The following is a 24,712-nucleotide window of genomic DNA, read 5'->3' as shown; positions in this document are numbered from 1 at the left end:
CCTAATCTTGCTTACTTGCTTTAAATAATATTTCCTTCTCCCGTGAAGTCAAGCTGTCATAACCTGATAAGGAAATTTTGTCAAGGATTTGGTCTATTTCCTCTTGGTTGGGAAGGTCACTAGCTGTAGAGATACTATATGATGCGTACTCTTTACGTTGATGGACGACTTGTAGTTTAACTCTCGGTTTACGTTTGAAAAGCATAATCTTGCTCCAATCTTTGCCCTGTTGTAGGGTTCGCATAAATAGAAAGCCCCAAAGCACTATGCATACGTATGTAGCAGCCGCAGTTTTATTGACAAGTGCATAGAAGACGATTTCCAAACCGAAATATACACATGCAATAGTCCTCAACTTCAAATTACCCAATAGCAAAAGTCGTACTTCTGAATGTGGAACTAGCGTTGCCGTGGCGGCAACTACACCGGCCAATGCCATCGACCCTGTATTTAAAATTGTTTGCGGGCTATTTGCTAGGAAAGGAATCTGACCCAATGCTAGATAAATCCCCCCCCCTAGAAATAGGGACGAGGCGTAGATAAACCATAGTTGCCTGCTATTTAGAAAATTTAGAAATAAATTTCCAATCCAGTACAGCCAAAGACAATCGAATAGGATTCTGAATAAACCCGTATAGACAAATGAGTATGTGAATAGCGACCACGGCTGCTCCATAAACCGATCTATACCTAGCGGTAAACTCAAGTATTGGACCGTGTTATCGTATAGTGGATTTGTAATTATCTTGGTTTCGGCAAGCAGGTCAAAGATATGAATCAAGACAAAAAGACCCACCTGACCAATGATAACAATTGGTATTGGAGACCCTGAGCTAAAGGTGTCCCTCCAGAAGGATTTAAACTCTTTTTGCGCCATCATTCAAACTTAGCTAAAGTTACTAATATAAACCTTTTCTTATACCCCACATTTTCAATAAAATGTACCCAAATAGCGCTCCTCCGACGTGTGCCAAATGTGCTACAGAGTCCCCAGGCTGGGATAAGCTCGAATAGATTTCTATAGCAATCAGCCCTCCGATAAAGTATTTTGCCTTAATCGGGATAGGTATAAATATCAATTGAAGCGGAATGTTTGGAAATAAATAGGCAAATGCTAGAAGGATACCATATATCGCACCAGAGGCACCGACAAGGCGTGTCCCGTTAATTTCTTGTACGAAACCCAGCTGGCTTCCCGTTAACGATCCCAGGTCAATTCCCTGACGGAGCGGGAAGCTAGTCCCCACCATTTGGTATAATTCAAATGCCTGTACGCCATATTGAAGAACTAATGCGCCTAACCCCGTGAACAAGTAGAAGTTGATGAAACGTTTTGCACCCAATACTTGTTCGATCATTGGACCAAACATCAATAAGGAGAACATGTTGAAGAAAATATGCGTAAAACCACCATGCATAAACATGTAGGTAATCACTTGCCAAACTTTGAAATAAGGAGAATCCGGGTAGAAGGCTGAAAGATAATCGTAGGATGCCCCCACAACACTGGATCCTAAAAAAAAGATAATGTTGATAATCAACAGATTCTTGACAACGGGCGTTAAGTTTGGAAACATATAGTATTCTTTTTTTTCTAAATTAAGTTTTGCCGAATCGTTCTAGCAATTCAGATAATGTAAAGGTCACGATAATGGGTTTACCATAGATGGAGATACTAGGTGACTCACAAGCGAAAAGCCTGTCTATAAGCTCTGCCATAGCTTGACCGTCTAGATGCGTGCCTATTTTTATCGCCGCGCTTTTGGCAAGGCTACGCGCTAGATTTTCCCTTTTACTGAGCTTGAGCTCTGCTTTGTTGTTTTTGAAATCCTCCAACAATTGTTCAATGATTGCACGTTCATTCACATTACTCCCTAAGTCTGCCGGTATTCCGTCAACAATATACGTTGTTTTTCCAAAAAGACGTAATTGAAATCCTAGACTCTGTATTTCGGGAAGAATATCTTCCATCAGTGCATGATCGGCAGGACTCAAATCTATCGTTTGCGGAAACAAGCTTTGTTGGCTTATCCCTTGATGAAGGTCCAACTGGTTTTGAAATTGTTCAAACAAAATCCGCTCGTGAGCAGCCTGTTGATCGATAATCATAAATCCTGAGTGAATCTGTGAGACGATAAACCGATTATGAAGCTGAAAAAATTGCTTTGTTGGCTGTGTGCGTGCCGAAGCTGTTGTAGATCTAGCGGTATCGTCTTCCTCTTCGGGCAAAAGAGGCAATTGAGTAGATGACTCCTGCTCCGTAATCTGATACAATGTATCCCAATTTTGAGGAATGGCAGTTTTTTTCTCAAAACCAGAGGCATAGCTATCTGAGCGAGATTGAGAGGAAGTCTCCTTATATCCAGCCTCAAATGGATTGAAGTTAGGATTGAAATTGATTGTCGGAACTTGTATTTCGTCCAAGGGCTTTGGACTTATCATTCCCGAAAAACCGGTTTCTTGATTAAAGTCCAAGGTTGGAGCAATATTATAACGACCCAAGGAACGTTTTACGGCAGACCTTAAGATAGCATAAATGGCTTTGTCATCCTCATACTTAATTTCCGTTTTCGTCGGATGGACGTTAATATCAATCTTAGACGGGTCTATCTCGATAAAAAGCACATACAATGGATAGCTATCTGCGGGTAATATATCCTCATATGCATTCAATACTGCATGATGTAAGTACGGATCCTTAATGAACCTTTTATTGACGAAAAAGAACTGCTCTCCGCGAGTTTTCTTCGCAAACTCCGGTTTTCCGATAAAACCGTTCACTGTGATGATACTTGTATCCTCTTCTACAGGTACCAGCCGCTGGTTATAGTTATTGCCCAACAAATGCACAATGCGTTGTTTCAAGGTTTCCGCAGGAAGGTGGTACACCTCATTATTATCACTATGTAGACTGAAAAAGATTTCAGGGTGTGCCAGCGAAACTCGTTGAAACTCGTCAATAATATGGCGCATTTCAACCGAATTGCTCTTTAGGAAATTACGTCTTGCCGGAATGTTATAAAATAAATTCTTAATCGATATACTTGTCCCGTTCGTTAACGCTTCGGGGTGTTGATCTGTTATTTTTGAGCCCTCTATTTCAATGACCGTACCGAGCTCATCTTCAATTCGTTTAGTCCGCAATTCCACATGTGCTATGGCCGCAATGGAAGCCATAGCCTCTCCACGAAATCCCATCGTACGAATAGCAAAAAGATCTTCCGCTTTTCGAATTTTGGACGTAGCGTGCCTTTCAAAGCATAGCCTAGCGTCGGTGACACTCATTCCACATCCGTTGTCAATGACCTGAATCAACGACTTCCCTGCATCTTTGACGATGAGTTTTATTTTATCTGCTCCAGCATCAATTGCATTCTCAATCAGTTCCTTTACAGCAGAAGCAGGTCGTTGCACCACTTCTCCTGCAGCAATTTGATTGGCTACAGCATCTGGCAACAATTGAATAATATCTGACATAATCAATGCGAAGTTACAAAAAATAGAACCGAAATCTTAGTTAACATAAATTTCAAATAAGCCCAAAGCCCGATAGACAGCATGCAATCTTAGTTGGAGAATCAAACCTATTTCATTTCTAACTTCAAGAATCTTGCCGTTTCACTTCCTTTGACTTTGATAAGGTCCTCAGGCGTTCCTGCGAACAAAAGTTGCCCCCCGCTACGACCCCCTTCAGGTCCCATATCGATGACCCAGTCTGCTGTCTTCACCACATCAAGGTTATGTTCAATGATGAGTACCGAGTTGCCTCGCTCTACCAGTCTATTGATGACACCGAGCAATACGTTCACGTCCTCAAAATGGAGACCGGTAGTCGGTTCATCCAGGATGTAGAATGTTTTGCCAGTATCCTTTTTAGAAAGCTCCGTTGCTAGTTTAATCCGTTGGGCCTCTCCTCCAGACAAGGTCGTCGATGACTGACCCAATGTAATATAACCTAGACCTACATCATATAGTGTTTTAATCTTACGATATATAGAAGGAATGTTTTCAAAAAATGTTACCGCATCTTCCACACTCATATCTAATACATCGGAGATTGACTTTCCTCTATATCGTACTTCCAGTGTCTCTCGGTTATAACGTTTGCCATGACATGTTTCACAAGGAACCTGTACATCGGGTAAAAAGTTCATTTCGATGATTTTCATTCCAGCGCCTTGACACGTTTCACACCTTCCGCCCTTCACATTGAACGAAAATCTTCCGGGTTTATATCCTCGGATTTTAGCCTCTGGAAGTTGCACAAATAAGGTACGGATATCCGAGAATACACCTGTATAGGTCGAAGGGTTCGATCGTGGTGTTCTCCCGATCGGACTTTGGTCGATTTCGATAATCTTGTCAATATGCTCCAGCCCCTCCACACTTTTATAGGGTAGTGGTGTCGCTTTAGCTCGGAAAAAATGCTTATTCAAGATAGGGTATAGTGTTCCAGTAATCAAGCTCGATTTTCCGGAACCAGAAACCCCTGTGACCAAAATCAACTTGCCTAAGGGAAATTCTGCAGTTACGTTTTTAAGGTTATTCCCAGTTGCCCCCTTAAGCGTTAGTGTATTCCCATTTCCAGGTCTTCGTGTTTTAGGAATTGCCACTTCTTTACGACCATTCAAGTAAGCTGCGGTTAGCGAATCTGCTTTTAAAATCTCCTTTGGGGTGCCCTCTGCAACCACTTCTCCACCATGTAACCCTGCCGCAGGCCCCATGTCAATGACATGGTCCGCATTGAGGATCATATCTTTATCGTGCTCCACAACCAGTACCGAGTTGCCGATATCGCGCAGATTTTTTAGTGAGTTGATCAAGCGTTCATTGTCGCGCTGATGCAAACCGATACTGGGTTCGTCCAATATATAGAGGACATTCACCAATTGCGATCCAATTTGAGTTGCTAAACGTATCCGCTGAGCTTCCCCGCCAGATAGTGTCTTGGACGTTCTATTCAACGTGAGGTAAGTGAGGCCCACATCCAATAAAAAGCCAAGGCGGGCACGAATCTCCTTTAATATCTCAGTAGCAATAACTTGTTGACGCTCGTCTAATCTAGATTCCAAATCTTTAAACCAGTCCATCAATGTAATGATATCCATTGCTGACAACTCACTGATATTCTTTTGGTCAATCTTGAAATGCAAGGACTCTTTCTTTAAGCGGTCGCCATGGCAACTGGGGCAAGTTACCTTCGTGCGAAAATCTTCTAATGAGGCGATGTCATCACTCTGGCGCCCCATTTGGTCTTCCAACATAGAGAATATCCCCTGAAAAGTCACTTTATGTTCTCTTACACTGTAGCTACTATACTCCACGGTAATAGGAATAGGTTCCTCTGCACCAAATAATAACGTATCAACCTGTTCTTCTGTTAATTTTTCAATAGGAGAGGTCAATGAAAACTCAAGTTTCTTAGCAACAGCCTTTAACACTTGGAAATTCCAAGAATCACGGGCCGGACCTAATGGTACAATCGCACCCTTTTGGATGCTTAATTTACGGTCAGGAATCACTGCAGCTTTATCAATCTCAAAAATATAGCCCAGACCATCGCATTTTGGACAGGCCCCGTATGGAGAGTTGAATGAAAAGGTATTGGGTTGCGGCTCATCATAGGAAATACCCGATTCTGCATCCATTAAGTATTTACTGAAAAACTGTTCCTTGTTCTCTTTATTGCTGATTTTGATGATTCCCTTTGCTGATTTCATTGCTTGCATCACAGAGGTGAACAATCGCTTGCGGTCCGCCGACTTTACCGTGAGTCTATCAATTACGATCTCGATATCGTGGATCTTGTAGCGATCTACCTGCATCTTGGGCTCTAGGTCTACAATCTCTCCATCAACTCTCACCTTCGTATACCCTTGCTTACGGATTTGTTCAAATAGCTCCCGATAATGTCCCTTACGTCCCTTCACGATAGGGGCCAGTACATTCACTCCTTCTCCGTCAAATTCATCTAAGATACGATCCACAATTTGGTCCTCAGACATCCGCTCCATTCGTTTTCCAGTGACATATGAAAATGCTTCTCCCGCACGGGCAAAAAGCAAACGAAGAAAATCATAAACCTCTGTAATCGTTCCAACAGTAGAGCGTGGATTTTTACTAGTCGTTTTCTGCTCAATGGATATTACCGGACTTAATCCCGAAATCTTATCGACGTCTGGACGTTCCATGCCGCCTAGAAATTGACGACTATAGGCACTGAATGTCTCCATGTAACGACGTTGCCCTTCTGCATAGATCGTGTCAAATGCTAGAGAGGACTTGCCACTGCCACTCAACCCAGTAATGACCACAAGTTCATTCCGAGGAAACGTGACATCTATATTTTTAAGATTATGGACGCGAGCGCCGAAGACTTCCACTTCATTTTGTTCACCCAAATCTGGCGTTGTATTTTTATTCATTGAACTTAAAAAGTTAGCTTTGGCCGTTGGGAAAACGGCAAAGCGCAAAGTTACAGAATTTTAAAAGATTATGACTGACCATAAAGTAAAGATGTCGTGAAATTTGACCACCACATGGCTGAGCGACAAGAATCTATTGGCAAATTATGGATTTTGAGAACTTGGATTAATATTTGTACTTTGGAGACGTGTCCATCGCCATTAATAGACAATTCAATCTAATGAAAAAAATAGATACCAATAAACAAGAAAAGGAAACCTTGGAATCCGCTATCGATCATTGGAGCAAAGAAGGATATATCGATGAGCAGATAGCCTCAAGATTGCGCGATTCTATAGAAGTCAAGAGCTTCGAATGGGGGGTGCTTGCTAAGTACGCATTTTGGATAGCACTCGCTTCTTTGGTGTTTTCAGTGCTATCGCTATTTGTAGACGACGTTTTTCTCAATTTTGTCAAGCGGTTTTATGAAACGCCCAACATCGTGTTCTTTATCTTTTTCGCAGCCCTAGCAGCCGTATTCTATGTGGTAGGCTTTCGGAATAAAGAGAAATTTCCCGAAAAAACCTTTAGCAATGAGACGCTTATGTTGGCCGGAGCTTTTTCGACAGCCACCAGTATCGGTTTTCTTGGACAAGTATTGGATCGCAATGAGTTGCACTTTTCATTACTCTTTCTACTTTCGGTGATTATTTACGGTGTATTGGCTGTTAAGCTCGATTCAAAACTTATTTGGACATTTACATTGATCAGTCTTGGCGTTTGGTTTGCTACCGAAACAGCTTATCATAGCGACTGGGGCTTCAAATTCTGGGGTATGAATTATCCCTTACGATTCACTATTTTTGGGGTGTTGGTGACCCTCTTTGCGCTACTGGCTCAACCTAAACTGAAAAAATTACAACCTTTTCAATCCACTTCCTATATCGTAGGCTTACTGTATACTATGATTGCACTATGGTGCCTTTCTATTTTTGGCAATTACAGTGACTTCGAAGAGTGGACTCGTGTTCGTCAATTCCATATTTTCTATTGGGGATTGCTATCGACGGTAGTGTCAGCCGGGTTGATTCTATATGGACTTAAGGCAAAAGATAATATCACGCGTGAAATAGGGTTTGTATTTTTTATTTTGAACCTTTACACTCGCTTTGTGGAATATTTATGGGATAATATCAATAGAACGATTTTCTTCCTCATCCTTGCCGTCTCATTTTGGTTTGTCGGGCTATGGGCAGAGCGTATCTGGAAGAAAAGAGAATAAATACTAAAAGACTCGAAAACCAAAGGTTTTCGAGTCTTTTGTGACTAATTTATCTTAAGGCTATAGGTGATGTTGACACCCCCTGCCGCTAACATGTCATGTACCGAGCAATATTTTTTGACAGCTAATTCTGCTGCTTTTTGTGCTTTAATTTCATCAATCTGCCCTTTCAACGTGAAGCTGATGTGAATATCGGTAAAGATGTTCGGAATCTCTTCTCGACGCTTGCCTTCCACATCTACGTGAATGTCTGCAATCTCCTGACGTTGTTTATTCAAGATACTAACCAAGTCAAATACACTGCAGGAACCCAGTGCCATCAACACCAACTCCATCGGTCTAACCCCTTTGCCTTCTCCACCTATCTCTTTCGATCCATCGATATGCACTTTTACGTTCGATAACTCACTGTTTGCTTCAAAATGAACCGCTTGATTTATACGATTTAGTGATACTTTCATTTCTTTTTCTCCTTATTGTAAAGACAATCAAAGAGTGACTGTCTTGAAGTGCAATTTAGGGAATTTGCGTTTTAAAAGCAATTCCAGAGGTATGTAATCTGTCAAAGATTCCATTTTTTCTTACTGGTATGGCTACAAAAAGGACGATTTCAATTTGAAACCGCCCTTTTCGTAGCCATATATTGTCGCCTAATTAGGCATTTTCACTCCTCTATATTGCGAGACATCTACTTTCGGTATTGTAGAGCCATATGTTTTATTGATGGCATCAATAAAAACATTAGCGACGATTCCATAGCCAATAGGGGTGAGGTGTATTCCATCCAAAGAAAAGGCGTTACCAGTGATAAACTTATTACTCACTGCTAGTCCATTGATACTGATACCGGTCTTCACTGAGGTAAAGAATGCGTTGACATCTGCTATAGCCAACCCTTTAGCTGAGGCGATGGATTTGATTACAGCATTAAATTCGTTGACACGGTCTACCACTTGTTTGGCTTCGGCCTCGTCCAAGACGTAAACATCCTCTACAGGATTTCCAGGGTGCAGTCCATAGGGTATACCTAGGTCATTGGGCTTGCCCAAAAGTCCGGCTGAAGAAAAAGGTAGCACAAAATAGTCTTTGTCCGTTGCAGCCCTTGCGGTTGTTTTTGTCCGGATGTAAATGTCTGTAATTTCAGGAGCATTGGGATTTGCAGCTTTAGCTGCGGCATTTGCCCCCGCTAATAAAGCCACTCGGGTTACCGTCGTGAAATAAGGGATAGCAGTTACGTCAGGTATTGTTGCCACCACACCTTTGGCACCCTTTGCTGTCAATGCTTCTATAAACTGGTTGTAGCCATAAGTGAATGTAGGTACGTCTGTCAACATGTTAATCCGATCTTTTGGATCGGCCGGATTGTACACAGCCCCTTTGGTCGCGTAACCCAACACGTCATTATTACCCAGCCAAAAACTGAAAAAAGTACTTTCATGCTCTTTCACATAGTCCAAATAACTTTTTTTGCCTACTTGGTCATCTGGTAATAGACGTTCGAAGTGCATATTGGCAGCACCGAAGGCAGGAGCAAGTCCAAGGTCGATACGCATGCCTGGGACCCCTAGATTTTGAATAGGATCCAGATACTTGACCAATAAACCAGGTGCGCGATACGCGGTATTCTCCGTTACCTGCTCAATAACAGGTTGCCCATTTACCAAGGCTTTTAAGCGAAGATAGCCCGTTCCATTTGCTTTGTCTTCTGGGAAAAGAGGGGATTTAAATTCGCCACCACCTACTTGCTTAAATTGCTCAGCCATTAGGTTGGTAAAGGCAACTTGTTGCCCTTCGCGATAAAGTCCCCCATCAGCAAAGCCAGAAGTAAGCGAATTGCCAACGGCGATGTATTTGCTGAAATCAGCTTTCCCTCCAGATGATGGAGTAAAATCATTGATTTCAGGTTTGCAGGATGCTACACCTAGTAGAAGCAAAGCTAATCCTATATAAAGCTTATTTCGTTTCATGTTGTTTTCGTTTTAGAATGAGCAGTTTTACCATTTGTAACTGAGAGATAGCCCCGGAGCATAAATATTAGTTTTGTACGTTCCCGACAGGTGACTCTCTACGTTGTTGGCTTCTCTAGGAGAGATACGTTGGTAAGCAAAAGAGCCTGTTAGTTCAAACTTCGGATTGACATGGTAGGTGAATCCCCCAGAAGCGAGATAACGTACATTATCAGGTGTTTCTGGGTATACATAGTCGGCCTGAACAGGAGTAGCGATATATCCACCACCTACACGGAGCTGTAATTTGTCACTTGCAAGGTACTCCAGGCCAGCTTTGACAGAACCTGCATTCACATAGTTTTTCTTGTAGTGGGAATCTTCTAAGGCATCGTCTCCAATGATATTGTCGGTATTATGACTGTAGTCGAAATCTAAATTTTGGTAAATTGAATAACCGATTAATGTCCCATCGACTGCCATCTTGAGTTTCTCTGTCAAAGGAAAAGCAATACCGAGTGCAAAAGTCGAGGGTAGAGGCAATTCGGATTTAAAGGTAGTACCCTCTGGAAAAGATCCTCTTACGGTTTCTGGTACGTCAAATATAGCGTCTCCATCTTTTAACTTCGTCACTACTTTTGAGCGATAGCTCAAGGATATTGCAAAATCATCTTCTAGATTGTAATGGACTCCTACGTTATATCCTGTCCCGCTACCCGTCCCTTTTAAGGTGGCAAGGCCAGCCTTGCCGTCAGGGAAGAATACAGGAATAGCACTTTCTAAATCAACACTTCCGATATTGTATACAAAACCACCCCCAATACCAAAATTTTCCGTTAGCTTAAAGCTTAAGGTAGGTTGTATGTAGATGGCTCGTAGTGATAGGCTTACCAAGCTAAATCGACCTGCCCACTCAGTACCCCAGTCTACAGCTCCGCCGTAAGGGGTATATATACCAATCCCTGCTTTCCACCATGAGTTTTTGGGGCCTAATGCCGCGAAGACTGAAAATGGAGGTGTAACCTGTGATTTGGTATGGTTGACCACAGTGCTTCCCGATTCACGGAAGGCAGATTTGAACATAACGGCATTTCCAGCAACCATGATGGCGTTGTGATCCATTTTGGACAAAGCCCCTGGGCTGTAGAAAATAGAAGATTCATCGATGAAATAAGCCGAACCAGCCCCTCCCATGCCTACTGCTTTTGGACTTTGAAGGTTCACTTGTGATCCCTGTGCCCATAGTAGAGAAGGAGAAGCACAGAGTAGCGCGAATAATAATTTCTTCATACCTATTATAATTTGGTTATTACTTTTCCCTAACTAGAAAAAATACAATGCTAACATAATAAATTTTTGGCGAAAAATAATAAATTCTTGTGTAACATTTTTTTAGAACGTATCTTTATTACATTCGGAAGAACCATTCTATTGGGTCTGCATTAGACAAGACGGAAAACCTATTGAATATTCTTTTAAATCAATAAAAAAACAAAACGATATATAATTAAGACAACAACTTATGGCTACAATTACATTCAAAGGTGGAAATGTGCATACCAAAGGTGAATTACCAAAGGTAGGGACAACAGCGCCAGATTTTAAATTAACTGCGGGAGATCTTTCTAGCAAATCACTATCTGATTACAAAGGCAAACGAGTGGTGTTGAATATTTTTCCAAGCATCGATACCGGTACTTGCGCGGCCTCCGTTCGTGCGTTTAACAAAGCTGCCGCCGACTTGGACAATACCGTCGTACTGTGTATTTCTAAAGACTTACCTTTTGCGCAAGGTCGCTTTTGTGCAGCCGAAGGCATCGACAATGTGGTGACCCTTTCGGAGTATAAGGACTCTTCATTATCAGATGCTTATCAATTGAAGCTGGTAGACGGTCCTTTAGAAGGCCTTTTGAGTCGAGTGGTCATTGTCATAGATGAGTCTGGTCAGGTTATTTACGAAGAGCAGGTTGCCGAAATCGTAGACGAACCCAACTATGATGCAGCGTTAGCAACACTTAAATAAATAAAAAAGCGGGTTTAATCCCGCTTTTTTATTTGGTTTTATCCAACGCTTGTAAGATATCCCCAATAATATCTTCTTGATCTTCTAGGCCTACCGAAAGACGAATACTTCCAGGCTGGATGCCGAGGTTTAATCTTTCCTCTTCTTTTAGTTTAGAGTGCGTAGTAGAAGAGGGATGTGTAGCAATAGAACGTGAATCACCAAGATTAGACGTATACAATATCATCTCGAGTTGGTCTACAAATGCTTTGGCTCTTTCAAACCCACCCTTCACGACAAATGTAACAATACCACCGCCTGCCTTCATCTGTTTTTTGGCCAACTCATATTGCGGGTGCGAGGGGAGAAAAGGGTATCTTACTTCTTCAATTTCTGGATGCCCTTCTAATGCTTGTGCCAATGCTAACGCATTGCTACTGTGGCGATCCATACGTAAGCCTAGTGTATCTAAGCTTTTTGAGATTACCCAGGCATTGAATGGTGACAATGCAGGGCCCGTATGTCGGATAAAAAACATCAATTTGTCAATTAATTCCTGTTTGCCTACTACTATACCTCCCAGTACGCGCCCTTGACCATCCATATATTTTGTTGCCGAATGAATCACTAAGTCAAAGCCGTAGGGAATAGGTTTCTGTAAATAAGGAGTTGCAAAACAATTGTCTATCGACAAAATAATGTTTGGATATTTCTCCTTGAAGTTGCCTAGCCATTCCAAATCTACAAGTTCTAACCCCGGATTAGAAGGAGACTCCAAGAAGATGATTTTCGTATTTGGTTGTATCGCTCTCTCCCATTCCTCAGGGTTTGCAGCATCTACGTAGGTTGTTGTCACTCCCCATTTTGGGAAAAGTTGCGTAAAAAGCTGGTGTGTAGAACCGAAGATTGCACGAGAAGATACGATATGATCTCCACTTTCGATAAGAGCAGCAAAAGATGCAAATACAGCCGCCATGCCAGAAGCAAAAGCTAACCCAGCTTCCGCTTGCTCCATAATACACACCTTGTTGATTAACTCAGTTGTATTCGGATTGGCATACCTTGAGTATACCATCCCTTCTTCCTCTTCTGCGAAAATTGCTCGTCCCTGTTCAGCGCTGTCAAAGATGAAGCTAGAGGTAAGATATAATGGTACCGAATGTTCGCGGAGAGCAGAACGATCGGCCTGTTCACGTATTATTTTAGATTGATCCTTATTCATGATGGTTCAAATGTACATAAATGTTTTTTTTTAATTCTACTCGAATGGTAGATTTATTTTCACCCTATATCTGCCTTGTTACGTGCAGGTTAGAAGGTTTATCCAATGAGATGTGCTGTTTAGAATAGAAGGTCTCAGCAAAATACATGACCGCAAAAACTGGTTTTTGAAAGTAAGGAGGGATAGAACGAAAACACGGAAGCCTGCCATGGATTGGCAGGCTCCTTTTGGTTCGCATTGACCATGCCGCTCTCTTAACGAGCGGAAGTGTTTATTTTTGAGGCATTTGCTTACTCAATTCATTCATATCCAACCCTAAGCCAAGGGCAACCCCCATACCAAGATTGATATCCGCTCTAAACCAATGACATAATTGACGATTGATGATGTCTGTCTTTTTGGGACCATCAATTCCGGACATTGCCCCAACAATATTATGAATCAGATGCTGCTTTTGCTCAGCATCTAACAACCTGTACAAATCTCCTGGTTGTGTATAGTGATCGTCTTCGCCAGATGCGTTACGGTCATAAAAGTCTCCGATAGTGCTGTCCAATTGAATGGCAGGCTCTCTATAAGCTTGGTCTTCATAATGCCCATCGAAGCTATTGGGATAATAATTAGGTGTTGATCCCCCATTTCCGTTTACGGCCATGTGGCCATCACGTTGGTAATTGGTCACCATGAATGGGCACCTGTTGACCGGTAATTGTTCATAGTTTACTCCCAAACGATAGCGTTGCGCATCAGGATAAGATAGGATTCGACCCTGTAGCATCTTGTCGGGCGAGAAGCTGATTCCATCCACCACATGAGCAGGAGCAAAAGCAGCCTGTTCAACGTGAGCAAAATAATTGTCTGGATTTTGGTTAAGCTCCATCACCCCGACTTCGATGAGTGGGTACTCTTTTTGGGACCATACTTTAGTTAGGTCGAATGGATTCCACTTGAACGTCTTCGTTTGCTCCTCAGTCATGACCTGTATGTAGAGTTTCCATTTTGGAAAATCTCCTGTATCGATAGCCGTTACCAAGTCGCGTTGCGCATGATCTGGATCTTCACGGCGCATATCAGCGGCTTCTGCATCGGTTAAGTTTTTGATACCCTGCTCCGTACGGAAATGATACTTGACATAAACTCGCTCGTTGTTTGCATTTATCATCGAAAAAGTATGGCTACCAAAGCCATGCATATGACGGTAACTATATGGTGTACCACGATCAGACATCAGAATAGTAACCTGGTGAAGAGATTCTGGATTTAAAGACCAAAAATCCCACATCATCGTGGGTGATTTGCAATTTGTATAAGGATCTCTTTTTTGGGTGTGAATAAAATCCGGGAACTTCTTCGCATCCTTTATGAAAAATACAGGAGTATTATTACCCACAAGATCGTAGTTCCCATCCTCAGTATAGAATTTTACCGCAAATCCCCTCGGGTCGCGTTCAGAATCAGCAGACCCCTTTTCTCCCCCAACCGTGGAAAACCTGATGAACATAGGTGTCTGTTTGCCGACAGCACTCAAAAATTTCGCACGAGTATATTGTGTGATATCATTGGTCACTGTAAATGTACCGTATGCACCCGAACCTTTAGCGTGGACGATGCGTTCTGGAATACGTTCTCTATTGAAATGCGCTAATTTTTCATGTAGAAAATAATCCTGTAGTAACACTGGGCCTCTAGCCCCAGCTGTCATCGAGTCCTCATAGTTTACAATAGGAGCACCTGATGCACTCGTGATTTTCTTTTTGTTATTTTCCATATTCTTAGTGATTTTATCTCTTAATTTCTGATGGCCTATGTCCAAATCTAGGAACAACTTTCTAGTATAACACATTTTTTTAAACAATGTGTTATCGATAAAATCTATAGATGTTTTTTTGCTGTATATATTCTAGTGATTCTATGGGTGTGAAAAAATACGTATTTTACAGACTTGTTTTAAATAGACCAAGATGAAGCTTAAAACCCTACTAGGAGCCTTAATGCTACCTACTTTTCTATTCGCACAAGATGCTCCAAAGCCATACGGGGCACTGCCTTCTGCAAGGCAATTGAAATGGCATGAGATGGAGATGTATAGTCTTATCCATTTTACCCCAACAACATTTCAGAATAAGGAATGGGGATATGGAGATGCCCCTACGAGTTTATTTAATCCTAGTAATTTCGATGCCGATCAAATTGCTAGTGCTGCCGCAAGTGCCGGATTCAAAGGTCTCATCAGCGTTGCTAAGCATCACGATGGATTTTGTCTATGGCCCACGGCTACCACCACCTATAGTATCGCCACTACACCTTGGAAAGGTGGTAAGGGGGATATGGTCAAAGAATTTATGGAAGCCACTCATCGGGCAGGAATGAAATTTGGCGTTTATCTCTCCGCTTGGGATCGTAACGATACCCGCTACGGATCGCCCGCATATGCAGATGCCTACCGAGAGCAATTGACTGAATTGATGTCCAATTATGGCGAGCTATTTACCTCTTGGCACGACGGAGCCAATGGTGGAGATGGGTACTACGGTGGTAGAAACGAGAAACGTACGGTAGACCGCACGACATACTATGCATGGGAAGAGCAGACTTGGCCCATCGTGCGAAAATTACAACCCATGGCCATGATTTTTAGTGATGTTGGGCCAGATATTCGATGGGTTGGTAATGAGCACGGTTTTGCTGCGGAAACTAGCTGGGCGACCATCACACCTCGTAGTATCAACGGACAGAAACCTGTGCCCGGGGTAGTAGACGATAGCAATTTGCCTACTGGAGATCGCAATGGTAAGTATTGGATTCCTGCAGAATGTGATGTCCCACAAAGGCCTGGATGGTTTTACCATGAAGATCAGAACGAAAAGGTCAAGACCCCACAGCAACTTTTTGAAATATATCTTAAAAGTGTGGGTAGAGGGGCCAATATGAATTTAGGATTAGCACCTATGCCCTCTGGACAACTCCATGAAAATGATGTAAAGTCATTGGCTGCATTCGGTAAGAAGGTCAGGGAAACCTTTCGACTTAACCTTACCGCTGGAGCAAAAGTAAAAGCCTCCAATATAAGGGCAAATAGTAGGACCTTCGACCCGGCGAACGTACTAGATGCCGATCGTTATAGCTATTGGGCATCCGATGAAGGTGTTAATAATCCAACGCTAGAAATTGATTTAACAGGAACAAAAGAATTTGATATTATTCGTTTACGTGAAAATATCAAGTTAGGACAGCGTATCGATAGTGTTCATATCGAGATGTGGCAAGGCAAAAAATGGATGCCACTAGCCAAAGCAACAAGTATTGGTGCTACCCGGTTAATCAAACTCCCCCAGCCAGTTAAAACAACTAAAATACGAGTACAGCTATATGCTCCCGTAGTGCCGGCCTTAAGTGATTTTGGACTCTTTAAAGAATTTGACGAACCTTTTGCTGCCTTTAAAACTACATCAAAAGTACTGCCGACTTCTTCTTACAAGATGGAGCTTTCAGCAACTTTCAAAAAAGCGTTAGATGGGAAAGCTTCGACCATTGGAACAATGAATACCGTAGGCGAAGGACTAATCTTCGTACTGAAAAACGAGGTGTCAGGGATTGGTTATTTACCACGACAGGATGGAAAGATTGTTGGTATACCTACTAAATATGAAGTATATACGAGTGAGGATAACAAGAACTGGACGTTATTGAAGGCAGGAGAATTTTCGAATATCAAAGCCAATCCTATTCAACAAAAAATAATCTTTGATAAGTCTATCCGTACCAAGTATCTTAAGTTTCTCCCTAAAGAGATTTTTGGAGATTCGTTTACTGCCGCTGAAATCGAGCTTTACACGCCATAATGATGATGATAAAAATAAAATATGTAGCCCTATGTTTGATTGTTGGAGGATTAATTTCCAATGTCACAGCACAAACCAACCCTTTAAGACTATGGTATGATAAGCCTGCATCTCGTTGGGAAGAGACATTGCCATTGGGCAACGGGCAAATAGGTATGATGCCCGATGGAGGCATCACTCATGAAAAAGTCGTACTCAATGAAATCACAATGTGGTCTGGCAGTGAGGAGGACCCTAATAAATACGATGCCTATAAAAGTGTTAAGGATATTCAAGAGCTTCTTTTCCAAGGTAAAAATGATGAAGCCGAACATCTTGTTAATCAAAATTTTGTAACAAGTGGCAAAGGAAGCGGACACGGTAATGGCGCCAAGGTACCCTTTGGAGCTTATCAAAACCTTGGCTTTCTCCATCTTCATTTTATAAACCAATCCGCACCCACCCAATATGAGCGGTCACTAGACCTTAAAAATGCTACAGCTACAACCAGTTATACCGTGAACGGTGTACAGTATACCCGTGAGTATTTCACATCTTACGATCAGAATGTTGGTGTCATTCGACTAACGGCCAATAAAAAGGGAACGCTAAGTTTCTCCACAGCTTTGTCTCGTGAAGAAAATGCAACAGTGATCAGTCAAGGGAACGAACTTCTTATGCGTGGAGTATTGCCTGATGGTAAAGGTGGAAACGGTATCACGTTCCTGTCTAAAATCAAAGTCTATCATCGTGGGGGTAAGATTTCGGCTGTCGATACAGCCTTACATGTATCGAAGGCCTCAGAAGTATTGATTTTTTTTACTGCAGCGACAAGTTACCTGCATGCTGATCCTGAAAAATATATAAATGAACAACTCCAAGCGGCTTACAATAAACCTTATCCTCAATTAGTGAAAATGCACCACTCCAAATATGGAGCTGTTTTTAACAGAGTAGAGCTTAAACTAGAAGACGAGCAGTCCAAAGAAAGTATCCCAACAGATAAACGAATTCAAGACTTTTACAATAATCCAGCACAAGATAATGGCTTGGCAACGCTCTACTATCAATTTGGTCGATATCTAAATATTTCCAGTACCAATCCAGCCACGCAAGGCGCATTACCTCCAAACCTCCAGGGCTTGTGGGCACATCAGATACAGACACCATGGAATGGAGATTATCACCTCAACATCAATGCACAGATGAATCATTGGGGGGTGGAAGTGAGCAACCTCTCCGAATATCATATGCCCTTTATCAATCTGATTAAAAAAGTGGCCAAAACGGGTGAAAAGACGGCAAAGGCGTATTACAATGCCCCTGGTTGGGTTGTCTATATGATGACCAATCCTTGGGGGTATTCTGCACCTGGAGAGTCTGCATCGTGGGGAGCAAGTACAGCTTCAGGTTGGCTATGTAATCACTTATGGGAGCACTACCTGTTTACCAAAGACAAAGCCTATCTCCAAGATATATTCCCAGTGATGAAGGGGGCTGCAGAATTCTACGACTACACCATGGTCAAAGATCCCAAAACGGGATGGCTAGTCACGTCTCCATCAGTATCACCAGAGAATGCATTTCGGATGCAGAACGGTAAAACAGCTGCGGTAGTGATGGGGCCTACCATTGACAACCAAATTGTACGTGAACTCTATCGTAATTTGCTCGAGGCAGATAGTATTTTAGGAACCAAGGATGCATTTACCGCTACACTAAAAGCACGTATCCAACAACTGCCTCCTCCTGTTGTCGTCAGTAAAAGTGGGCGTGTTCAAGAATGGTTGGAAGATTATGAAGAAGTCGAACCGCAGCATCGACATGTGTCCCATTTATATGGATTGTACCCTGCAAATTTTATATCCCCACAAATAAGTCCCGAATGGACAGAGGCCGCAAAAAAGACATTAGCTGTACGTGGAGATGAGGGGACAGGGTGGTCCAGAGCCTGGAAGGTGCTTTTTTGGGCCCGACTCCAAGATGGAGATCACGCGTTGGAAATATTAAGACAGCTTTTGAAACCCGCTTATACCAAAGAAACGAATTACAAAGTCGGTGGTGGCACCTATCCAAATTTATTCTGTGCACATCCCCCATTCCAGATTGACGGCAATTTCGGTGGTTCAGCCGGTATTGCAGAGATGCTGATTCAGAGTCACTCAGGATTTATTCATTTATTGCCAGCGCTACCCAAAGCTTGGAAAAGTGGTTCAGTAAAAGGCTTGCGGGCAAGAGGAGGGCATACCATTGATATCACTTGGAAAGATGGAAGAGTCCTCGAGTACAAGATTATAGGGGGAGAAGGCCCCGGGCATGTATTGGTATTAGTCAATGACGTAGTCGTCCAACATAAATTAGACGACTGATAAATGGGAGCAAGGGCAAAAGGATTAAAAATCCTATTTTTATATGTTGGAGTTATGATCCTTTTGTCTTCCCAATCTTTTTAGCCTCGACTTTCCATCATTAATCTTTTTTTCTTTAATCCCAAATAGCATGAAAGCCTACTTTACCTACAGTTGTATTTTGCTTGTCTTCGTATTGCAAGCTTGTCAGTCAAATCGTAAAACCGAAACCAAGAATGGTGGTATTGTGAAATACAAAATCACGGGGAAGGTAGATTTCAACGACGGTATGCAAGTTTACCTTCAAAATTACGATAACGAACTGCAGCAGTTCCAAAAAACTACAGTTAAGGACGGCGAATTCATTTTGGAAGGAGAGTTGGTCAGTGACGGTATCTATAATTTAATTGTGAAGACAGATTACAAGGACAAAGACACGGGGAAAAAATCATTTCGCATTACCTACCCAGTTTTTCTGGAAAACAATTGCGACTACGAATTTAAAGTTCAAAAATATCGAGATGGAAATGTAATTCAAGCTGCCGAAATCATAACCAATTCCGAAGCCTCTAATAATCTTTTTGTCTTTGAAAAGGAAGTGGCTAAGGTGAAGCAAACATGGGATACAAGACGCGAAGCGCTTTCCAACGAGGCTGCACAGCTCAAAGCTTCCTTAATGACCATCGGTAAGGGAGAGGATAGCAAATATAACTATGCCATAGATCGAATGCGAGAGGCAGGTAAAGAGAGTCAAGAATTAGCAAAGAAAAATCCAAGGGAAGAGGTGAGTAGCCTATTTGTTAACAAACCGGAACACCGGACTTCCTTGATAACACCCTACCTTTTCAAGTATATTACTATCAATGAAAACAACTATGCTAGATATTGGACCGTATTAGATAGTCTGGACGCCTCAATACAACAGCACCCTTTGACGATTGCCGCAAAAGCTAAAGTCGAAAGAGTTAAGAACTTCTACGAGCAAATGCCCGTTTTCCCAAGTATTACACCTCGTAATATTAAAGGTGACTCTTTGGATATTTCCAAATTCCGGGATTCCAAACTGTTAATTATCGCACTATGGTCGAGTCGAGATCGCTTTTCAAAAATGGATATTCCCACTTTGCTGAATAAGGAGCCGCAATTAAAAAATTTAGGTGTCTCGGTAATTTACCTATCCGTCGAGAAAAAATTTGAAGAATGGGAGACGGGCAACAAATCCTTGGGCTTAGGATTGAATAGCTATCTATTGAATGTCACCGATAAAGACTTTATCGTTAACAACTATAATGTAAGCAGCTTTCCTACATACATTTGGGTCGAACCCAAATCGCTTAAAATCAAAGAACTAAGAGGAGGTGATCCAGCTACCCCTGATTTTTTATCCGCTATCAAGAAAGCTTTGTAAATAAATGTAAAGCTAAACACTTTACATTTATTGCTACATTTTATCCGTATCTTTGAAATATTCAGCAATATAAGTTGTGAATGTAGCAAAGATGAGAATTGTCCAATTTACCGTCCCGGTCCCAGACCAAGGCTCTGTATGTGTGCAGGAAGATATACTACCTGAATTCTATGGTAACTATCACCGACATAAAGAAATTCAGTTGACCTATATCTTAAAAGGCAAAGGAACGTTCTTGATTGGGAATTTCTCACATCACTTTGACGAAGACGAAGTATTTATTGTTGATGCCGATGAGGCGCATATGTTTAAGAAGGCAGATATGGTGTCGGCACCCCCGTTGGAACAAGGGATACATGCCATACATATCTTTATCGATTATCAGGCCTTTGCCAATTTTTTTACTCTTCCAGAGTTTGAAGGGGCAAAATCATTTTTAGAAAAAATCAATGGAAGCAAAAAGCTAACAGCAGAATATGCTATTCCGCTGAAATCCAATTTTCTGAAAATAAATCAATCCGAAGGTACTCAGCGGCTATTGCAATTCCTTAATTTAATCGATCATCTCAGTAAGAAGATTGAACTTTGGACATCGCTATATACAGGTATCCCCCAAAAAAGGTATTCAGATGACGAGGGGATTCGAATGAACGATATTTTTCAGTATACCTTTGCCCACTTTACTGAAAAAGTGACGTTGGAGCAGATCTCTGAGGTTGCTCATATGACTCCACATGCTTTTTGTAAGTATTTTAAAAAGCACACTCGTAAAACTTACGTCGCATTCTTGAATGAAATACGGGTGGAGCAAGCCTGTAAACTTTTAATCAACGGGCAATCCGAAAACATGGCAGATATTGCCTTTCGTACGGGCTTCAATAATGTTGTCAACTTTAATCGAGTCTTTAAAAAGATAATAAAACTCTCTCCAAGTGAATATGTTGAAGCATACAAGCTAAAAGAGATTTCATAAGCAGAACCTAGTAATATATGCAAAAAGCACTTTTAATATATATTGCAGTATCGTTGTTGATAGGCAGTTCTACCTATGCTCAACAGTATACAATTGATACCTTACAGTATCAGGGTACTGATCAACATGTGGTCAATATGGTCATATTGGCTGATGGGTACACGGAAGAAGAATTGGATTATTTTGTCGAAGATGCCAAGCGATTCAATAATTATTTCTTCTTGACGGAGCCTTTTCGTCAATATGTTAACTATTTCAATGTTTTTGCCATTCGAACCCCTTCCGCTGAGTCGGGTGCTATCCATAGGGGTATAGCAACAGATTGTCCCAAAGATGCACATGCCGTGGGTGAAGTGCCCGCTCGATTTAACAAGTTTGCTAGAAATGCTGCTGTACCTACTAGTAATCCACAAACCATATTTGGTAGTAGCTTTGATAACATGGGACTCCATAGATTGGTGATTCCACACAATGAACAAGCTATTCAAAAGGTATTAAAGGAACATGTGCCTAATCATTCACAGGTCGTGATTTTAGTTAATTCTCCATTCTACGGTGGTTCAGGAGGAAAGTATGCAACGGCAACCGTCAATGCTGCCAGTAACGACATCGCTGTGCACGAAATTGGACATTCTTTTGCCCTATTGGCCGATGAGTATTGGGCCGGAAATCAATATGCCATAGAAGGCCCCAATAGATCCCAGGAAGCCGACCCGACAAAGGTGCGTTGGAAAAATTGGGTCGGGACTAATGGAGTAGGCGTATACGCCTATGGCGCAAAAGCTTCGCCATCAACATGGTTCAGACCACATGAGTATTGTAAGATGCAATATTTGGTGGCCCCGTTTTGCAACGTCTGTCAAGAGGCCTTTGTAGAAACGATTCATAAATTGACCAATCCAATAAAGAGGGCGACACCCTCTGCTGTACAAATATTGAAAGCAGCGGATATTTCAAAATTGTCATTGACCTTAATCAAGCCATCACCTAACACATTAAAAGTCGAGTGGTATTTGAATGGCGAGCTCATCGATATTGACAAAGATAGTATCTACTTAGACCAAGGCATGTTTACAACTGGCGAGAATAACCTAAAAGCGGTGGTGCATGATCACACGACTCTAGTTCGCAGTGTTGAACATGCTGTGCATACCTATACTGTAGAATGGAAAATCCAAAGTAATCACCCCGTTGCACTATCTTCGCCCGTCTCCGTTTTTGGGGATACATTGGAAACCTGTTACGACGGTTATCAAGTCATAACGGTGAAAGACCCAGCCTCAGGTCTTGTTTATCAGTGGTATGATACCCCGTCAGGAGGAGTGCCGATAAAGACAAATACAAATTTTGTCGTACCGAGAACCACGGTGAATAAGACCTATTATATAGAAGGCGTTTGGAAGGGAAGAAAATCCCAACGACGTGCTGTTAACATTAAGGTACTTCCACGGATTGTCCCGCCAAAGAAGGTCAAGGTACAACATATTAAAGCTTCCGATAAAGTGCTATTATGGGTCGATGAAAAAGAGGATGGACGATACAATTACATATGGAGTAATGAGGATGGGCAACCCATTTATCAGTATGACGAGCTAGGGGGAGAATTTGTCAGACCCACTGGGAAAAATAACACCATGACACTTAAACGCTCAGGGCGACCTATCAAAGTATTTGTCCAGAAAGTAGATAAGGAAACTACTTGTGTAAGCGAACGGATAACCGTTACAGTCTATTAGAAATAAAAGGAGGTCCATTGTTGGACCTCCTTTTATTTTTTTATAGAAACCGTGCCTATAGCAATTGTTTCAGTAAGGTATTCCATCCTACTAGCTCCCGAGTGATGTTTTCCAAGTCCGCGATAGCCACACGCTCTTGTTCCATTGAATCACGATGACGGATGGTTACCGTATTATCTTCTAAAGACTGGTGGTCTACTGTAATACAGAAAGGAGTACCGATAGCATCTTGACGACGGTAGCGTTTTCCGATAGAATCCTTCTCATCATATTGTACGTTGTAGTCCATCTTTAAGGTAGCCATGATTTCTCTTGCTTTCTCTGGAAGACCATCTTTTTTAGTCAATGGCAGGATTGCAGCCTTGACGGGTGCTAATGCTGGAGGGAACTTCAAGACGACACGTGAATCTTGTTTTTCTTCAGTAGAAAGATCCTCCTGTACTAATGAATTGCACAGGACGGTTAGAAACAAACGATCGAGCCCAATTGAAGTCTCTACCACATATGGGATATAATTCTGATTGATTTCAGTATCAAAATATTGCATCTTCTTACCTGAAAACTCCTGATGTTGTTTCAAGTCAAAATCCGTGCGAGAGTGGATGCCTTCCACTTCTTTGAAGCCAAACGGAAACTTAAATTCGATATCAACTGCAGCATTCGCATAATGAGCGAGTTTGTCATGGTCGTGGTAGCGATAGTTGTCTGGATTGAATCCCAAGGCTAAGTGCCATTTTAGACGGGTTTCTTTCCACTTGTTGTACCATTCCATTTCTGTGCCTGGACGACAGAAAAATTGCAACTCCATTTGTTCAAATTCGCGCATGCGCATGATAAATTGGCGGGCAATAACTTCATTTCGGAAAGCTTTACCAATTTGTGCGATACCAAAAGGAATCTTCATACGGCCAGTTTTCTGAACATTCAAGAAATTGACGAAGATACCTTGGGCGGTCTCTGGGCGTAGATATACTTGTTCTGCACCATCTGCCATTGCGCCCATTTGTGTAGCAAACATCAAGTTGAATTGACGTACCTCTGTCCAATTTTTCGTGCCAGATACCGGGCATACGATATTGTGCTCTTCTATGATAGATTTCAATCCCGCAAGGTCATCTGCGTTCAAAGCCGTGTTCAAGTCATTCAATAAAGCTGCTGCTTTATCGGTCTTTCCATCCGCCTCGTAACGCGCAATCTTGTCTTCTATCAATTGGTCAGCACGGTAACGCTTCTTGGAATCTTTATTATCTATCATTGGGTCATTGAACCCATCCACGTGTCCAGAAGCTTTCCATGTTGTTGGATGCATGAAGATTGCAGCATCGATACCAACGATGTTCTCATTCAATTGCACCATGGATTTCCACCAATAGGTCTTTAGGTTGTTCTTTAACTCCGAACCCAATTGACCATAATCGTATACGGCACTAAGGCCATCATATATCTCACTCGATTGGAACACAAAACCGTATTCCTTTGCATGTGATACTATACTTTTAAAAAAATCGTCAGTCTGTTTGCTCATAAGAGGCGAATATAAGAAATATTTGGTAGATGAAAGATCAAAGG

The 24,712-nt window shown here is 41.9% G+C and carries 17 protein-coding genes; 7 read left to right on the top strand and 10 right to left on the bottom strand.

Annotation, left to right across the window (positions count from 1 at the left end):
* Position 1 precedes the first annotated feature (1 nt).
* The 4 genes from OQ289_RS20350 to uvrA form a co-directional block, all read right to left on the bottom strand.
* On the bottom strand, positions 2-880 hold the full coding sequence (locus OQ289_RS20350) for a rhomboid family intramembrane serine protease (protein ID WP_270088571.1): 879 nt from the start codon (positions 878-880) through the stop codon (positions 2-4).
* Between the two features lie 19 nt (positions 881-899).
* A complete protein-coding gene (locus tag OQ289_RS20345; protein WP_033566072.1) occupies positions 900-1,577 on the bottom strand; it encodes a rhomboid family intramembrane serine protease in 678 nt (225 codons plus the stop codon).
* A gap of 22 nt (positions 1,578-1,599) precedes the next feature.
* Positions 1,600-3,477 (bottom strand): DNA mismatch repair endonuclease MutL, encoded by a 1,878-nt coding sequence (mutL, locus tag OQ289_RS20340; protein WP_270088570.1) that lies wholly within the window; start codon positions 3,475-3,477, stop codon positions 1,600-1,602.
* A gap of 107 nt (positions 3,478-3,584) precedes the next feature.
* The gene (gene uvrA / locus OQ289_RS20335) at positions 3,585-6,425 is read right to left on the bottom strand and encodes an excinuclease ABC subunit UvrA (protein ID WP_033566074.1); all 2,841 of its coding nucleotides are present in this window, start codon (positions 6,423-6,425) and stop codon (positions 3,585-3,587) included.
* Between the two features lie 221 nt (positions 6,426-6,646).
* Between uvrA and OQ289_RS20330 the strand changes: the two genes are divergently transcribed.
* Complete coding sequence (locus OQ289_RS20330; RefSeq protein ID WP_033566075.1) at positions 6,647-7,687, top strand: membrane protein; 1,041 nt, start codon at positions 6,647-6,649, stop codon at positions 7,685-7,687.
* Positions 7,688-7,731: 44 nt separating this feature from the next.
* Here OQ289_RS20330 and OQ289_RS20325 read toward each other — a convergent pair whose 3' ends face one another.
* From OQ289_RS20325 to OQ289_RS20315, 3 genes are all read right to left on the bottom strand, one after another.
* Complete coding sequence (locus OQ289_RS20325; protein ID WP_033566076.1) at positions 7,732-8,148, bottom strand: OsmC family protein; 417 nt, start codon at positions 8,146-8,148, stop codon at positions 7,732-7,734.
* A 189-nt stretch (positions 8,149-8,337) separates the two neighbouring features.
* Complete coding sequence (locus OQ289_RS20320) at positions 8,338-9,654, bottom strand: SGNH/GDSL hydrolase family protein (RefSeq protein WP_270088569.1); 1,317 nt, start codon at positions 9,652-9,654, stop codon at positions 8,338-8,340.
* 27 nt (positions 9,655-9,681) lie between these two features.
* Positions 9,682-10,923, bottom strand: a complete 1,242-nt coding sequence (locus OQ289_RS20315; RefSeq protein WP_270088568.1) for an OmpP1/FadL family transporter — start codon at positions 10,921-10,923, stop codon at positions 9,682-9,684.
* 232 nt (positions 10,924-11,155) lie between these two features.
* Between OQ289_RS20315 and tpx the strand changes: the two genes are divergently transcribed.
* Positions 11,156-11,656: a thiol peroxidase gene (gene tpx / locus OQ289_RS20310; RefSeq protein ID WP_270088567.1), complete on the top strand. Its 501-nt coding sequence runs from the start codon at positions 11,156-11,158 to the stop codon at positions 11,654-11,656.
* 28 nt (positions 11,657-11,684) lie between these two features.
* Here the strand turns inward: tpx and OQ289_RS20305 are convergent, their stop codons facing one another.
* Together OQ289_RS20305 and OQ289_RS20300 are read right to left on the bottom strand one after the other, a co-directional pair.
* Positions 11,685-12,857 (bottom strand): trans-sulfuration enzyme family protein, encoded by a 1,173-nt coding sequence (locus tag OQ289_RS20305; protein ID WP_270088566.1) that lies wholly within the window; start codon positions 12,855-12,857, stop codon positions 11,685-11,687.
* A gap of 271 nt (positions 12,858-13,128) precedes the next feature.
* The gene (locus OQ289_RS20300) at positions 13,129-14,625 is read right to left on the bottom strand and encodes a catalase (protein WP_270088565.1); all 1,497 of its coding nucleotides are present in this window, start codon (positions 14,623-14,625) and stop codon (positions 13,129-13,131) included.
* A gap of 193 nt (positions 14,626-14,818) precedes the next feature.
* Between OQ289_RS20300 and OQ289_RS20295 the strand changes: the two genes are divergently transcribed.
* The 5 genes from OQ289_RS20295 (at position 14,819) to OQ289_RS20275 (ending at position 23,143) form a co-directional block, all read left to right on the top strand.
* Entirely contained in the window at positions 14,819-16,699 is a 1,881-nt protein-coding gene (locus tag OQ289_RS20295; RefSeq protein ID WP_270088564.1) for an alpha-L-fucosidase, read from the top strand.
* Complete coding sequence (locus OQ289_RS20290; RefSeq protein ID WP_270088563.1) at positions 16,699-19,047, top strand: glycoside hydrolase family 95 protein; 2,349 nt, start codon at positions 16,699-16,701, stop codon at positions 19,045-19,047. Before OQ289_RS20295 ends, OQ289_RS20290 begins: the two co-directional genes overlap by 1 nt.
* Before the next feature lie 130 nt (positions 19,048-19,177).
* Positions 19,178-20,434 carry a DUF4369 domain-containing protein gene (locus tag OQ289_RS20285; RefSeq protein ID WP_270088562.1) on the top strand — a complete coding sequence of 419 codons (1,257 nt, stop codon included), beginning with the start codon at positions 19,178-19,180 and terminating at the stop codon, positions 20,432-20,434.
* Positions 20,435-20,525: 91 nt separating this feature from the next.
* The gene (locus tag OQ289_RS20280) at positions 20,526-21,407 is read left to right on the top strand and encodes an AraC family transcriptional regulator (protein WP_270088561.1); all 882 of its coding nucleotides are present in this window, start codon (positions 20,526-20,528) and stop codon (positions 21,405-21,407) included.
* A 17-nt stretch (positions 21,408-21,424) separates the two neighbouring features.
* Positions 21,425-23,143: a M64 family metallopeptidase gene (locus tag OQ289_RS20275; protein WP_270088560.1), complete on the top strand. Its 1,719-nt coding sequence runs from the start codon at positions 21,425-21,427 to the stop codon at positions 23,141-23,143.
* Positions 23,144-23,198: 55 nt separating this feature from the next.
* Here OQ289_RS20275 and OQ289_RS20270 read toward each other — a convergent pair whose 3' ends face one another.
* Positions 23,199-24,668 (bottom strand): glycine--tRNA ligase, encoded by a 1,470-nt coding sequence (locus tag OQ289_RS20270; protein WP_270088559.1) that lies wholly within the window; start codon positions 24,666-24,668, stop codon positions 23,199-23,201.
* Between the last annotated feature and the right edge of the window lie 44 nt (positions 24,669-24,712).

Origin of the sequence: Sphingobacterium sp. SYP-B4668, assembly GCF_027627455.1 — a bacterium.
GTDB lineage: Bacteria > Bacteroidota > Bacteroidia > Sphingobacteriales > Sphingobacteriaceae > Sphingobacterium.
The sequence above is the reverse complement of the archived record's forward strand: the minus strand, read 5'-3'. Positions and strand labels throughout refer to the sequence as shown.

Coding starts and splice junctions, on each gene's coding strand:
- OQ289_RS20350 (WP_270088571.1), bottom strand. CDS start 880: ATGATGGCGCAAAAAGAGTTTAAATCCTTCTGGAGGGACACCTTTAGC.
- OQ289_RS20345 (WP_033566072.1), bottom strand. CDS start 1,577: ATGTTTCCAAACTTAACGCCCGTTGTCAAGAATCTGTTGATTATCAAC.
- mutL (WP_270088570.1), bottom strand. CDS start 3,477: ATGTCAGATATTATTCAATTGTTGCCAGATGCTGTAGCCAATCAAATT.
- uvrA (WP_033566074.1), bottom strand. CDS start 6,425: ATGAATAAAAATACAACGCCAGATTTGGGTGAACAAAATGAAGTGGAA.
- OQ289_RS20330 (WP_033566075.1), top strand. CDS start 6,647: ATGAAAAAAATAGATACCAATAAACAAGAAAAGGAAACCTTGGAATCC.
- OQ289_RS20325 (WP_033566076.1), bottom strand. CDS start 8,148: ATGAAAGTATCACTAAATCGTATAAATCAAGCGGTTCATTTTGAAGCA.
- OQ289_RS20320 (WP_270088569.1), bottom strand. CDS start 9,654: ATGAAACGAAATAAGCTTTATATAGGATTAGCTTTGCTTCTACTAGGT.
- OQ289_RS20315 (WP_270088568.1), bottom strand. CDS start 10,923: ATGAAGAAATTATTATTCGCGCTACTCTGTGCTTCTCCTTCTCTACTA.
- tpx (WP_270088567.1), top strand. CDS start 11,156: ATGGCTACAATTACATTCAAAGGTGGAAATGTGCATACCAAAGGTGAA.
- OQ289_RS20305 (WP_270088566.1), bottom strand. CDS start 12,857: ATGAATAAGGATCAATCTAAAATAATACGTGAACAGGCCGATCGTTCT.
- OQ289_RS20300 (WP_270088565.1), bottom strand. CDS start 14,625: ATGGAAAATAACAAAAAGAAAATCACGAGTGCATCAGGTGCTCCTATT.
- OQ289_RS20295 (WP_270088564.1), top strand. CDS start 14,819: ATGAAGCTTAAAACCCTACTAGGAGCCTTAATGCTACCTACTTTTCTA.
- OQ289_RS20290 (WP_270088563.1), top strand. CDS start 16,699: ATGATGATGATAAAAATAAAATATGTAGCCCTATGTTTGATTGTTGGA.
- OQ289_RS20285 (WP_270088562.1), top strand. CDS start 19,178: ATGAAAGCCTACTTTACCTACAGTTGTATTTTGCTTGTCTTCGTATTG.
- OQ289_RS20280 (WP_270088561.1), top strand. CDS start 20,526: ATGAGAATTGTCCAATTTACCGTCCCGGTCCCAGACCAAGGCTCTGTA.
- OQ289_RS20275 (WP_270088560.1), top strand. CDS start 21,425: ATGCAAAAAGCACTTTTAATATATATTGCAGTATCGTTGTTGATAGGC.
- OQ289_RS20270 (WP_270088559.1), bottom strand. CDS start 24,668: ATGAGCAAACAGACTGACGATTTTTTTAAAAGTATAGTATCACATGCA.